This window comes from Pseudomonas putida, assembly GCF_003228315.1.
Taxonomy (GTDB): domain Bacteria; phylum Pseudomonadota; class Gammaproteobacteria; order Pseudomonadales; family Pseudomonadaceae; genus Aquipseudomonas; species Aquipseudomonas putida_S.
This window is the reverse complement of record NZ_CP029693.1, coordinates 2697661-2710901: the sequence shown is the minus strand read 5'-3', so window position 1 is coordinate 2710901 and position 13241 is coordinate 2697661. Positions and strand designations below refer to the sequence as shown.

Genomic DNA, 13241 nt, shown 5'->3' with positions numbered 1-13241 from the left:
ACAAGGTAAAGAAATAACATGGGCAGCATGCATCCCGTACAGGTGATCGCGGTGACCGGCGGCAAAGGTGGCGTCGGGAAAACTAACGTGTCAGTGAACTTGTCCCTGGCTTTAGCCGAGCTTGGCCGTCGCGTCATGCTGCTGGACGCCGACCTGGGACTGGCGAACGTCGACGTTCTGCTGGGCCTGACCCCCAAACGGACCCTGGCCGACGTGATCGAAGGCCGCTGCGAGCTGCGCGACGTGCTGTTGCAGGGCCCGGGCGGCATCCGCATCGTTCCGGCCGCGTCCGGCACCCAAAGCATGGTTCATTTGAGCCCGGCGCAGCACGCCGGCCTGATCCAGGCGTTCAGCGACATCGGCGACAACCTCGATGTGCTGGTGATCGACACCGCTGCGGGTATTGGTGACTCGGTAGTCAGTTTCGTACGCGCCGCGCAGGAAGTGTTGCTGGTGGTCTGCGACGAGCCGACCTCGATCACCGACGCCTACGCCTTGATCAAGCTGCTGAACCGCGATTACGGCATGAACCGCTTCCGCGTCCTGGCCAACATGGCCCAGAGCCCGCAGGAAGGTCGCAACCTGTTCGCCAAGCTGACCAAGGTCACCGACCGTGTCCTCGACGTCGCCCTGCAATACGTCGGCGCCGTGCCGTATGACGAAAGCGTGCGCAAGGCCGTGCAGAAGCAGCGTGCCGTTTACGAAGCCTTCCCGCGTTCCAAGTGCTCGCTGGCGTTCAAGGCCATCGCACAGAAGGTCGATACCTGGCCGTTGCCTGCCAACCCGCGCGGGCACCTGGAGTTTTTCGTCGAGCGCCTTGTGCAACAAACGGCAGGACCCGTGCTATGACAGCCAGCGGTTACAACCTCTACAAGAAGTCGGCGCGTGACGCGCAGTACGAGCTGATCGAGCGTTACGCGCCGCTGGTCAAACGCATTGCCTATCACTTGCTGGCGCGTCTGCCGGCCAGTGTCCAGGTCGAAGACCTGATCCAGGCCGGGATGATCGGCCTGCTGGAAGTCTCGACCAAATACGATGCCAGCAAGGGCGCGAGTTTCGAGACCTACGCGGGCATCCGCATCCGCGGCGCCATGCTCGATGAGGTGCGCAAGGGAGACTGGGCGCCACGTTCGGTCCACCGCAATACCCGCATGGTCAGTGACGCGATTCGGGCGATTGAAGCTAAAACCGGCCGTGACGCTAAAGATCACGAGGTTGCGGCCGAACTCCAATTGAGCCTCGACGATTACTACGCAATTTTGAACGACACCCTGGGTAGCCGTTTATTCAGTTTCGACGACCTGTTGCAGGACGGCGAACACGAAGGGCTGCACGAGGATGGCGCCAGTGCTCATCTCGAGCCGTCACGCGATCTGGAAGATGAACGCTTCCAGGCGGCGCTGGCGGATGCGATTGCCAATTTGCCGGAGCGTGAGCGACTGGTGTTGGCGCTGTACTACGACGAAGAGTTGAATCTCAAGGAAATCGGTGAGGTCCTGGGGGTCAGCGAATCTCGGGTCAGCCAGTTACACAGCCAGTGCGCGGCCCGTTTGCGGGGGCGTTTGGGAGAGTGGCGAGCGCGCTGAAGGCAGTGTGGGGGCACTGCGACGTGGCTGGCGGGGTGATGAACCGCGCCGGTCTCGATCCGTTGTATCCCGGACAGTCATCGAGTGTTTGCCAGATTGATTGAAATGGCGCGTCCAGGTGCTGGGCGCGTTTTAGTCTGCTTGGAGGTCGAATTGGACAAGAACATGAAAATCCTCATCGTTGATGACTTCTCAACGATGCGGCGGATCATAAAAAACCTGTTGCGTGACCTTGGGTTCACCAACACGGTCGAGGCCGACGATGGCACTACCGCCATTCCGGTCCTCAACAGCGGGAGTATCGACTTTCTGGTAACGGACTGGAACATGCCTGGCATGACCGGTATCGATCTGCTGCGCCACGTGCGCGCCGATGAAAAACTCAAGCACCTGCCGGTGCTGATGGTGACTGCCGAAGCCAAGCGCGAGCAGATCATCGAAGCGGCTCAGGCCGGTGTTAACGGCTATGTCGTCAAACCCTTCACGGCCCAGGCGTTGAAAGAAAAAATCGAGAAGATTTTCGAACGCATTGGTTGATCTGCGCCACGGGGAAGCTATGGGACTTAACGAATCTTCGCAGGGCGATTTTGAATCGACCCTGAAAAAACACGCCGTCGAACTGGTCGCGAGCCTTGAAAAGGGCAAGTTCGGCGATGCTGTGCAATTGATCCATGAGCTCAATCAGACCCGTGACCGCGGCCTGTATCAGGAAGTGGGCAAGCTCACCCGCGAGCTGCATAGCGCGATCGTCAATTTCCAGATTGACCCGAACATGCCGCAAGCCGAGGAAGTGTCACAGATCACCGATGCCACCGAGCGTCTGGGGTATGTTGTCAAGCTGACCGAGGCCGCGGCGAACCGCACCATGGACCTGGTGGAAAGCGCCACGCCCGTGGTCAACCGCCTGAGCGAAGACGCCCAGGCGCTGAGCACGGATTGGGGACGGTTCATGCGTCGCGAAGTCGGCGCTGAAGAGTTCCGCGAGCTGGCCCGGCGCGTCGACGCTTTCCTGACGCGCAGCAGCGAGGACGGTCGAGCGGTGTCGAGCAACCTCAACGACATCCTGCTGGCCCAGGATTACCAGGACCTCACCGGCCAGGTAATCAAGCGTGTGACCCAACTGGTCACCGAAGTTGAAAGCAACCTGCTCAAGCTCGTGCTCATGGCCAGCCAGGTAGACCGCTTTGCGGGTATCGAGCATGACCGTGCGGCGATGCTTGCCGAAAAAGATCCACAAAAACATCTCTCTCAGGGTGAAGGTCCGCAGATTCATGCCGATAAAAGAGAAGACGTTGTATCCGGTCAGGATGATGTGGACGACTTGTTATCCAGCCTGGGTTTCTAAAATTTCAGCATTTTAGAGTTTTGGGCTTTTTAGGTTTTTAGACCTGTTCTTAGGAGCACACCATTAATGAGCTTCGGCGCCGATGAAGAGATCCTTCAGGATTTCCTGGTTGAGGCCGGCGAGATTCTAGAGCAACTGTCCGAGCAACTGGTCGAGCTGGAAAGCCGTCCGGACGATGCGGACTTGCTCAATGCAATTTTTCGCGGTTTTCACACTGTAAAAGGGGGCGCCGGCTTCCTTCAGCTCAACGAGCTGGTGGAGTGCTGTCACATCGCCGAGAACGTGTTCGACATTCTGCGCAAGGGTGAGCGTCGCGTTGACTCGGAACTGATGGACGTGGTTCTCGAAGCACTGGACGCGGTGAACAGCATGTTCGGCGAAGTCCGTGACCGCAGCCCGATCACGGCTGCCACGCCCGAACTGCTCGCCGCCCTGTCGCGCCTGGCTGAACCGCAATCGGCTGACGAGGTTGCTGCGGCGCCCGTGGTCGAAGCGGCCCCGGAGCCTGTCGCCGAAAGCGAATCGGCTGACATCACCGACAGTGAATTCGAACAACTGCTGGACTCGCTCAACGCCGTCAAGGCTCAGGCCGAGGCGCCGGCTGCTGCTCCTGTTGCTGATAGCGCTGAGTCTGGCAGTGATGCTGCGGCCAGCGACGAAATCACCGATGCCGAGTTCGAGTCCCTGCTCGATCAACTGCACGGCAAGGGCCAGTTCGCTGTCGACTCTTTGTCCCCGGCACCGACCGCACCGCAGGAGACCAAGCCTGAGGCTGATAGCTCCGACATTACCGACGACGAATTCGAAGCACTGCTCGACCAGTTGCACGGCAAGGGCAACTTCGCCGTCGAAGCGCTGGAGTCGGCCATTGCTTCGGTGCCGGTACCTGCTGCGCCAACTGCCGCGGCGGCTGGTAGCGACCTGATCACCGACCACGAATTCGAATCGCTGCTCGACGAATTGCACGGCAAGGGCAAGTTCACCGACGTCGCCGCGAAAGCCGGTACCGCTACGGGTACCAGTGCTCCTGCAGCAACACCGGTAGCCAAAGCCGCTGCTCCTGCTCCTGCACCGGCGGCCAAGGCATCCGAGCCAAAGACCGAAACGCCAGCGCCAGCACCAGCCGCCGCTGCTGCACCGGCTCCAGCCCGTGCCCCGGCCGCGCCACCGGCGGAAAAACCGGCCAGCGAAGCCGAGACCACCGTGCGGGTCGATACCGCGCGTCTGGACGAGATCATGAACATGGTCGGCGAACTGGTACTGGTGCGTAACCGCCTGGTCCGCCTGGGCCTCAACAGCGGCGACGAAGCCATGTCCAAGGCCGTGTCGAACCTCGACGTGGTCACCGCCGACCTGCAGACCGCGGTCATGAAGACCCGGATGCAACCGATCAAGAAGGTCTTCGGGCGCTTCCCGCGTCTGGTTCGCGACCTGGCCCGCCAGCTCAAGAAAGAGATCAACCTGGAGCTGGTCGGCGAAGAAACCGACCTCGATAAGAACCTCGTCGAGGCCCTGGCCGACCCGCTGGTGCACTTGGTGCGCAACGCGGTCGACCACGGCATCGAATCGCCGGAAGAGCGCGAAGCCTCGGGCAAAGCCCGTGGCGGCAAGGTAATCCTGGCGGCCGAACAGGAAGGCGACCACATCCTGTTGTCGATCTCCGATGACGGCAAGGGCATGGACCCGAACGTCCTGCGTTCCATCGCGGTGAAACGCGGTGTGATGGACAAGGATGCGGCCGATCGCCTGAGCGATACCGAGTGCTACAACCTGATCTTCGCCCCGGGCTTCTCGACCAAGACCGAGATCTCCGACGTGTCCGGCCGTGGCGTGGGCATGGACGTGGTGAAAACCAAGATTTCCCAGCTCAACGGCTCGATCAACATCTACTCGGCCAAGGGCCAGGGCTCGAAGATCGTCATCAAGGTGCCGTTGACCCTGGCAATCATGCCGACCCTGATGGTCATGCTCGGCAACCAGGCGTTCGCGTTCCCGCTGGTGAACGTCAACGAAATCTTCCACCTCGACCTGTCGACCACCAACGTGGTGGATGGCCAGGAAGTGGTGATCGTGCGGGACAAGGCACTGCCATTGTTCTACCTCAAGCGCTGGCTGGTCAGCTCCGCCGCTCACGAAGAGCAGCGCGAAGGCCATGTGGTGATCCTTTCGGTGGGTACCCAGCGGATCGGCTTCGTCGTCGATCAACTGGTGGGCCAGGAAGAAGTGGTCATCAAGCCATTGGGCAAAATGCTCCAGGGAACCCCGGGCATGTCGGGCGCCACCATCACCGGTGACGGTCGCATTGCGCTGATTCTCGATGTACCGAGCATGCTCAAGCGTTACGCCACGCGGCGTATTTGATTCTGGCGCGGCGGGGCGCCTCTGGCCCCGCTGCGTCTAACGGAGTGTTTATGGCAGTTAAAGTCCTGGTGGTGGATGATTCGGGGTTTTTCCGCCGCCGCGTCTCGGAAATTCTTTCAGCGGATTCCAATATCCAGGTCGTCGGCACGGCGACCAACGGAAAGGAGGCGATCGATCAGGCGCTGGCCCTCAAGCCCGACGTGATCACCATGGACTACGAGATGCCGATGATGGACGGCATCACGGCCGTGCGGCACATCATGCAGCGCTGCCCGACCCCGGTCCTGATGTTTTCCTCGCTGACCCATGAAGGCGCCCGGGTGACCCTCGATGCGCTGGACGCCGGCGCGGTGGACTTCCTGCCGAAGAATTTCGAAGACATCTCGCGCAACCCCGAGAAGGTCAAGCAACTGCTGTGCGAGAAGATTCACAGCATCTCGCGCAGTAATCGTCGTCTCGGTGCCTACAGCGCACCGGCACCCGTGGCTGCTCCGGCACCGTCGCCCGCGCCTTCGAGCATCGGCAGCTACGGTGGCAGTGCACCCGCGCGACCGTCGCCTGTCCCGACGCGGGCACCTGTAGCGGCACATTCCCACGCGGCCGCATCGCCCGCACCGAAACGCAAAGCCTACAAACTGGTCGCCATCGGTACTTCCACCGGCGGTCCGGTGGCCCTGCAACGGGTGCTGACCCAGCTGCCGGCCAATTTCCCGGCACCGATCGTACTGATCCAGCACATGCCGGCAGCCTTCACCAAGGCCTTCGCCGAACGCCTGGACAAGCTGTGCCGCATTTCGGTCAAGGAAGCCGAGGATGGCGACATCCTGCGTCCGGGCCTGGCGTTGCTGGCACCCGGTGGCAAGCAAATGATGATCGACGGCCGTGGCGCGGTGAAAATCCTGCCGGGCGACGAGCGTCTGAACTACAAGCCGTGCGTGGACATCACCTTCGGTTCGGCGGCCAAATCCTACGGCGACAAAGTTCTGGCTGTCGTGTTGACCGGCATGGGCGCCGACGGTCGCGAAGGCGCGCGCCTGCTCAAGCAGGGCGGCAGTTCGATCTGGGCCCAGGATGAGGCCAGCTGCGTGATCTACGGCATGCCGATGGCCATCGTCAAAGCCGAACTCGCGGACGCGGTGTACAGCCTGGACGACATTGGCAAGCACCTGGTCGAGGCCTGTATCTGATGGACGTTCTCAGCCTGATTGGCATCATCATGGCCTTTGTCGCCATTATCGGCGGCAACTACCTCGAAGGCGGCCACCTCGGTGCCCTGGCCAACGGCCCGGCAGCCCTGATCGTACTGGGCGGGACCATTGGCGCGGCGTTGCTGCAATCGCCGATGAGCGCCTTCAAGCGCGCCATGCAGATCCTGGCGTGGATTCTGTTTCCGCCACGCGTCGACCTGGCCGGCGGTATCGACCGTGTCGTCAACTGGAGCCTGACCGCGCGCAAGGAAGGCTTGCTCGGCCTGGAAGGCGTCGCCGACACCGAACCGGACAGCTACTCGCGCAAAGGCCTGCAACTGCTGGTGGACGGCGCCGAACCCGAAGCGATCCGCAGCATCCTGGAAGTGGATTTCTACACCCAGGAAAGCCGGGATATCGAGGCGGCCAAAGTCTTTGAAAGCATGGGTGGCTACGCGCCGACCATCGGCATCATCGGTGCGGTGATGGGCCTGATTCACGTGATGGGCAACCTCGGCGATCCATCGCAACTGGGTAACGGCATTGCCGTGGCCTTCGTGGCCACCATCTACGGTGTGGCCAGCGCCAACCTGGTGCTGCTGCCGATTGCCGCCAAGCTCAAGTCCATCGCATTGCGTCAGTCGCGTTATCGCGAAATGTTGCTGGAAGGCATTCTGTCGATCGCCGAAGGTGAAAACCCTCGCTCCATTGAGTTGAAGCTTCAGGGCTTCATGGATTAAGGGAATAACCTCATGGCTCGCCGTCGCCAGCATGAAGAACACGTCAATCACGAACGCTGGCTGGTGTCCTACGCGGACTTCATCACCTTGCTGTTCGCGTTTTTCGTGGTGATGTACTCGATTTCTTCGGTCAACGAAGGCAAGTACAAGATCATTTCCGAGGCGCTCATCGGCGTCTTCACCGATACCGATCGCGCCCTCAAACCCATCCCCATCGGCGATGAACGGCCCAAGACCGTGACCCCGGCCAAGCCGCTGGTCAAGGACAGCGATCAGGTCGATGCCGGGGTGGCCGGTGCCAGCGATCCGCTGAAAAGCATCGCCGATGACATCAGCGCGGCGTTCGGCGATTTGATCAGCTCCAACCAGATGACCGTGCGCGGCAACGAGTTGTGGGTCGAGATCGAACTCAATTCCAGCCTGTTGTTCGGCAGTGGCGATGCCATGCCCAGCGACATCGCCTTCAACATCATCGACAAGGTCGCGGCGATCCTGAAGCCGTTCGACAACCCGATTCACGTCGAAGGTTTTACCGACGACCAGCCGATTCGCACCTCGCAGTACCCGACGAACTGGGAGCTGTCGTCGGCCCGTTCGGCAAGCATTGTGCGCATGTTGGCGATGCAGGGCGTGAACCCCGGTCGCCTGGCGTCGGTGGGTTACGGCGAATTCCAGCCGGTGGCCAATAACGCCACGGCCGAGGGACGGGCGCGCAACCGGCGCGTGGTGCTGGTGGTGTCGCGCAATCTTGATGTGCGACGCAGTCTGACCGGCACCGGTACCGCTCATGCCACACCGGACGCGGCGTTGAAGCGGGCTGGCACACAAACTGCACCGACTCCGGTCAAGTCGCCGGTACGCGAGAGCTCCGTCAATTCTCCGTCACCCGCATTAACACGTTGAGCTATTTCCCGGTCGATCAGGCCGGGAGGAACAATCCGAATGAGAGTCTGGGCAGTTGCCAATCAAAAGGGTGGTGTCGGTAAAACCACTTCCTCCATCGCTTTAGCCGGTTTGCTGGCCGAGGCGGGCAAGCGCGTGGTCGTGGTCGACCTCGATCCCCACGGCTCCATGACCAGTTACTTCGGTTACGATCCCGACAGCCTGGAACACAGCAACTACGACCTGTTCCTGCACAAGGGCAGTGTGCCCCAGGGCTTGCCCGGGCAATTGCTGCTGTCCACCAGCGACGAGCGCATTTCCCTGCTGCCATCGAGTACAGCGTTGGCGACCCTCGAGCGCCAGTCACCGGGCCAGAGCGGCCTGGGCCTGGTGATCGCCAAGAGCCTAGCGCAGCTGTGGCAGGACTTCGATTACGCGATCATCGACAGCCCGCCGTTGCTCGGCGTGCTGATGGTCAATGCCCTGGCGGCAAGCCAGCAACTGGTGATTCCGGTGCAGACCGAACACCTGGCCGTCAAAGGCCTGGAACGCATGGTCAATACGCTGACGATGATCAATCGTTCGCGCAAACAGTCCTTGCCGTTCACCATCGTGCCGACCCTGTTCGACCGTCGCACGCAAGCGTCCCTGGGCACGTTGCGAGTGCTGCGCGACAAGTTCCCCGAGGAAATCTGGCAAGGCTACATCCCGGTGGACACGCGCTTGCGCGATGCCAGCCGCGCCGGGGTGACGCCTTCGCAATTCGACGGCAAGAGCCGTGGGGTGCTGGCCTACCGTGCGCTGCTCAAGCACCTGCTGGCGGCACAACTCGTTCCGCAGGTGGCCTGACATGACCCCGATCCCTGTAGGAGCGAGCCTGCTCGCGATGGTCGTCAGCGATGACGCGGGAAACCTGACACCCCTTGGCGCTCTCGGGTTCATCGCGAGCATGCTCGCTCCTACAGAAGCGGGGGCGCGTTCATGAGCAGAACGCTGAAGACCACATCCCGCCCGCAACTGGCGCTGCAGTCCTATCTGGACAGCTTGCTGCAGGAAGTGACCGAGGAATTGACGCTGCCCTTGGAGGCCGTGGCCGAGGAAGCGGTGCTGGATGAATTCCAGGCAGCGGTGCTCGAAGAGCAGGCCCGCGATGCCCGCACGGCGGCTGTTACAGCCGCGCCAGCACTCACACCCCCGGTGAAGACGAGCCCCGTCGCTGTCATTGAAGCGGCACCGCCCGTCATGGCTCCTGTGTCCACGATCGCCCCGTTGCTCAAGGCCTTGGTGCCACCTCCCGTCGAGGTCCCGACACCGCAGGAACCCGCCGCTCCGGTGCAACCTGCGGTCGTCGAAGTGGAACAAACCCTAGTGCCGCCGGTGGTCGAAGTCCACCTGCCGCCCAGCAACACACCACCGCCGGTGGAATCCGACGGGCGCCCGAGCTGGGCCGCCGAACCGTTTGAATGCCTGCTGTTCGATGTCGCCGGGCTGACCCTGGCGGTCCCGCTGGTGTGCCTGGGCTCGATTTACCCGCTGGCCGGTCACGAGTTGACGCCTTTGTTCGGCCAGCCGGAATGGTTCCTGGGCATCCTGCCGAGCCAGGCCGGCAACCTGAAGGTCCTCGACACCGCGCGCTGGGTCATGCCCGATCGATATCGCGACGACTTCAAGCAGGGCCTGCAATACGTCATTTCGGTCCAGGGTTACGAATGGGGGCTGGCGGTGCATCAGGTCAGCCGCTCCTTGCGCCTGGACCCGAACGAAATCAAATGGCGCAGCCACCGCGGTCAACGACCGTGGCTGGCGGGCACAGTGATCGAACACATGTGTGCGCTGCTGGATGTCTCCGCGTTGGCCGAGTTGATCGCCAGCGGGGGAGCCAAGCACATGGGCGGCGGCAAGCCGGTCCACAAACTGAAGTGAAATCTGCACGACAAACAAGCGACGGCATCCAAATGCCGCAGCACCGAACACACACCGCCAGGGCGGTTTTTCGAGGGGACAGGCTATGAATGACAAGGCGACGGCGGCAAAGGGTTCCGAAGATCCGATCCTGCAATGGGTGACCTTCAAGCTGGACAATGAAACCTACGGCATCAACGTGATGCGCGTTCAGGAAGTCCTGCGCTACACCGAAATCGCTCCGGTTCCGGGTGCGCCAAGCTACGTGCTGGGCATCATCAACCTGCGTGGCAACGTGGTCACCGTGATCGACACCCGCCAGCGCTTCGGCCTGATGAATGCCGAAATCAGCGACAACACCCGTATCGTCATCATCGAAGCCGACAAACAGGTCGTCGGGATCATGGTCGACAGCGTGGCCGAAGTGGTTTACCTGCGTCAGTCGGAAATCGAGACCGCGCCGAACGTCGGTAACGAAGAATCCGCCAAGTTCATCCAGGGCGTGTGCAACAAGAACAACGAACTGCTGATCCTTGTCGAACTGGACAAGATGATGAGCGAAGAAGAATGGTCGGAACTGGAGAGTATCTGATTGATCCTTGAGGTCGCGGTCATTGTCCTGTTCCTTTTCTGGGCAGGCACACTGGCGATGTTTCTGGCGTATATCCGCAGCCAGAAGCAGATCGCCGCGCAACAGGCCCAGGGCGATGCGCTGCGTGACCAGCGCATCAAGGACCTGGGCAAGCGCGTTGATGATTACCAGAACGGCAATGTCCGCATGGGCGAAGACCTGCACGAACTGCGTGCCATCGTCGCGCCCCTGCCGGACAAACTCGCCCAACTGGAACAACGCGACCCCACCAGCCTGTCGTTCGCCCAGGCGGCACGACTGGTCGGAATGGGCGCCAGCGTCGACGAACTCACCCAGTCCTGCGGCTTGACCCAGGCTGAGGCGGAGTTGATGAGCAAGTTGCACAAGAACTGATTGTTGTTTGGCTGCAATCGCCTTCGCGAGCAGGCTCGCTCCCACAAAGGATCGAGGTGGACACAAATTCTGTGATCACCACCAATCCCCTGTAGGAGCGAGCCTGCTCGCGAAAGCGGTATTTCAGGCGCCGTTGATGTTGAATGTACTGGCTTCATCGCGAGCAAGCTTTGCTCCTACGGATTGACGGCGTTCACCCAATCCGTGAACACCTCTTTCCCGTAGGAGCAAAGCTTGCTCGCGATGGCGTCCTTGAAACCTCAGTAATCATCCCCCCGATCCGTCACATCCTTCTCAAGCACCGGCGCATCCGGATCCTGCCCCGCCGGGTACTTGCCCTTCAAATTCCACGCAAACGCAATGATCTCCGCGATCGTGCGGTACAGCTCCTCCGGAATACTGTCCCCCAGCTCCATGCGCGCCAGCAGCCTCACCAGCTCGGGGTTTTCGTAGATCGGCACTTCGTAGTCGCGTGCGATGCGCAGGATTTCTTCCGCCAATTCCTCGTCGCCCTTGGCGGTGAGGGTCGGGGCGTGGGTGCCGTCGTATTTAAGGGCGATGGCCTGGCGTGGGGCGTTGGAGTTGTTCATGCGGTTTCGTCGACCCAGCGTTGTTCGAGACGGGTTTGCGGGCCCTGGGGCGGTTTGCCCTGATGGCAGTCGAGGTCGCTGACGTTCAGGCCCGAGGCCAGCAGGCGCTGGCGCAGGGCGGCCAGGTTGTTTTCGATCAGGCTGGCGGTGTACGGCCGTTCCGCCCACAGCTGGCTGGACAGCGTGCCGCGGATCAATTGCGCCTGAACCTGCAGCGGGCCCAAGGGCTCGATGTCGAAGGCCAGGTCAACCCGCCACAGTTGCTGCTTGGGCTCGCGCTCTTCGCGCCGTTCCTGGGGTTGTTCCCTGTCGGGGACTTCTTCGCGCTGGAACTTGATCTGCAAGGGCACGATGTCCTGCAGGTTGCGCATCGGGATCTCCAGTTGCCAGGTGCTCACCAGGCGGCCGTCGCTGGTCACGCCGGTCTGCTCCAGGCTCGACAACTGATGGCTTTGCAGGCGCGACACGGCGGCGGCGGCCAGGCGCAGCAGGTGTTCGAGGTCGTCTTCGCCTTCGGCGCTCTGCAACAGACGCTCCGGCAGCGGGAAGCTGGTGGGCGAGGGTTTGGCGCTGACTTGGCCGAGCATGCCCAAGGCATTACGCACGAAGCTCGGCATGGCCTGGGCCAGGGTGTTGGCGGCGATGATCGCGCTGAGATTGGTGCTGGCTGGCAGGTTCGGCGTCAGTTGCGCAATCAGCTTGAGCAGATCGGCCTTCATGTCCGGGGCGAGTGTCGGGTTCTGCCCGGCCAGCAGCTTGGTTTCGAGGAACGCGCCACTGCCGGCCAGGGCCTGAAGCAGGCCCTTGGGGGTGCTCAATTGCTGAACGTCCGGCAAGCCGGCCAGCAATTTATCCACGGCGGCGCGCAGGTCGCTGGAAGTCTGGTTCAACGGCGGCAGGTCTTGCAAGAGCTTGAGCAAACCGTCCAGCGAGCCCTGGCGGCTGGTCTGGCTGACCAGTTGCTGGGTCACCGCCAGTTGCTCCTGACGGCTGCTCAAGGGCACGAATTTCAGGGTCTGGGTGTCCTGCACCTGGGCGCTGAGCAAAGTGCCAATGCGCAATGGCTGCGGGCTGTCGATGCTCAAGGTGCTGCCGCTCAAGGCGGTATTGAGCAGGCTGACCATCGAACGAAACACCGTCGGTTGCCCCGGCACTTGCGGCAGCACCTGGGAAGTCAGCACTTTGCCCTGCAACAGGGTGCCGACCGGCAGTTGCGCGGTGTCGAGGCGGGTGAGGGTGGCGACGCTGGACGCGATGGCCTGTTGCACGGTGATGGCCAGGTTGCCCGCCGAAGGCTGGGTGACCGCGACGCTGGTGCCCTGGGCCAGTGGCTGAATGCTGGTGGCTTGCACGGTGGTCTGGCGTCCGCTGTCCAGGGTGACCTTGAGCAGCAACTGAAAAGTCTGGTCCGCCTGCTTGAGTGACAGCACTTCGGCTTTCGCGGTTTGACCGGCGCTGATCAGGCCCTCGATCGGCGTCAGCAGCTTGAGCAGCTCACCACTGACTGCCAGCGGACGGGTGGTCGCTGTGGGCGTTTGCGGCAGCGGGAGGATGTTCATTTCGCCTGTCATACGCGGTCACAACCTTGGGAAAATGCGCTCTTTGGAGTAGGAAATGGCATGTATAATGCCGCGCGGTTGTATACAGGCTGCCCGATACATTG

General features: G+C 61.7%; 14 protein-coding genes. 12 read left to right on the top strand and 2 right to left on the bottom strand.

Annotated features, from left to right (window positions below):
• The first annotated feature begins 18 nt into the window (after window positions 1–18).
• The 12 genes from fleN to DKY63_RS12435 all read left to right on the top strand — a co-directional run bounded on the left by fleN (window position 19) and on the right by DKY63_RS12435 (window position 10988).
• Window positions 19–849: a flagellar synthesis regulator FleN gene (fleN, locus tag DKY63_RS12490; RefSeq protein WP_110964370.1), complete on the top strand. Its 831-nt coding sequence runs from the start codon at window positions 19–21 to the stop codon at window positions 847–849.
• Window positions 846–1586 carry an RNA polymerase sigma factor FliA gene (fliA, locus tag DKY63_RS12485; RefSeq protein ID WP_077045792.1) on the top strand — a complete coding sequence of 247 codons (741 nt, stop codon included), beginning with the start codon at window positions 846–848 and terminating at the stop codon, window positions 1584–1586. The genes fleN and fliA overlap by 4 nt, the downstream gene beginning before the upstream one ends.
• Before the next feature lie 165 nt (window positions 1587–1751).
• The gene (locus DKY63_RS12480) at window positions 1752–2123 is read left to right on the top strand and encodes a chemotaxis response regulator CheY (protein ID WP_003183998.1); all 372 of its coding nucleotides are present in this window, start codon (window positions 1752–1754) and stop codon (window positions 2121–2123) included.
• A 19-nt stretch (window positions 2124–2142) separates the two neighbouring features.
• A complete protein-coding gene (locus tag DKY63_RS12475) occupies window positions 2143–2931 on the top strand; it encodes a protein phosphatase CheZ (RefSeq protein WP_110964369.1) in 789 nt (262 codons plus the stop codon).
• 66 nt (window positions 2932–2997) lie between these two features.
• Window positions 2998–5292: a chemotaxis protein CheA gene (locus tag DKY63_RS12470; RefSeq protein ID WP_110964368.1), complete on the top strand. Its 2295-nt coding sequence runs from the start codon at window positions 2998–3000 to the stop codon at window positions 5290–5292.
• Between the two features lie 50 nt (window positions 5293–5342).
• Window positions 5343–6479: a protein-glutamate methylesterase/protein-glutamine glutaminase gene (locus DKY63_RS12465; RefSeq protein ID WP_110964367.1), complete on the top strand. Its 1137-nt coding sequence runs from the start codon at window positions 5343–5345 to the stop codon at window positions 6477–6479.
• Window positions 6479–7219: a flagellar motor protein gene (locus DKY63_RS12460; protein ID WP_110964366.1), complete on the top strand. Its 741-nt coding sequence runs from the start codon at window positions 6479–6481 to the stop codon at window positions 7217–7219. Before DKY63_RS12465 ends, DKY63_RS12460 begins: the two co-directional genes overlap by 1 nt.
• 12 nt (window positions 7220–7231) lie before the next feature.
• Window positions 7232–8122, top strand: coding sequence for a flagellar motor protein MotD (gene motD / locus DKY63_RS12455; protein WP_110964365.1), 891 nt, complete (start codon window positions 7232–7234; stop codon window positions 8120–8122).
• A 39-nt stretch (window positions 8123–8161) separates the two neighbouring features.
• Window positions 8162–8950 (top strand): ParA family protein, encoded by a 789-nt coding sequence (locus DKY63_RS12450; protein ID WP_110964364.1) that lies wholly within the window; start codon window positions 8162–8164, stop codon window positions 8948–8950.
• A gap of 132 nt (window positions 8951–9082) precedes the next feature.
• A complete protein-coding gene (locus tag DKY63_RS12445) occupies window positions 9083–10024 on the top strand; it encodes a CheW domain-containing protein (protein WP_110964363.1) in 942 nt (313 codons plus the stop codon).
• Between the two features lie 85 nt (window positions 10025–10109).
• Window positions 10110–10595: a chemotaxis protein CheW gene (locus DKY63_RS12440; protein ID WP_007980742.1), complete on the top strand. Its 486-nt coding sequence runs from the start codon at window positions 10110–10112 to the stop codon at window positions 10593–10595.
• On the top strand, window positions 10596–10988 hold the full coding sequence (locus DKY63_RS12435; RefSeq protein ID WP_110964362.1) for a DUF2802 domain-containing protein: 393 nt from the start codon (window positions 10596–10598) through the stop codon (window positions 10986–10988).
• A 260-nt stretch (window positions 10989–11248) separates the two neighbouring features.
• Here DKY63_RS12435 and DKY63_RS12425 read toward each other — a convergent pair whose 3' ends face one another.
• Window positions 11249–11578 (bottom strand): EscU/YscU/HrcU family type III secretion system export apparatus switch protein, encoded by a 330-nt coding sequence (locus DKY63_RS12425; RefSeq protein WP_110964360.1) that lies wholly within the window; start codon window positions 11576–11578, stop codon window positions 11249–11251.
• On the bottom strand, window positions 11575–13149 hold the full coding sequence (locus DKY63_RS12420) for a flagellar hook-length control protein FliK (RefSeq protein WP_110964359.1): 1575 nt from the start codon (window positions 13147–13149) through the stop codon (window positions 11575–11577). The genes DKY63_RS12425 and DKY63_RS12420 overlap by 4 nt, the downstream gene beginning before the upstream one ends.
• Window positions 13150–13241: the final 92 nt, after the last annotated feature.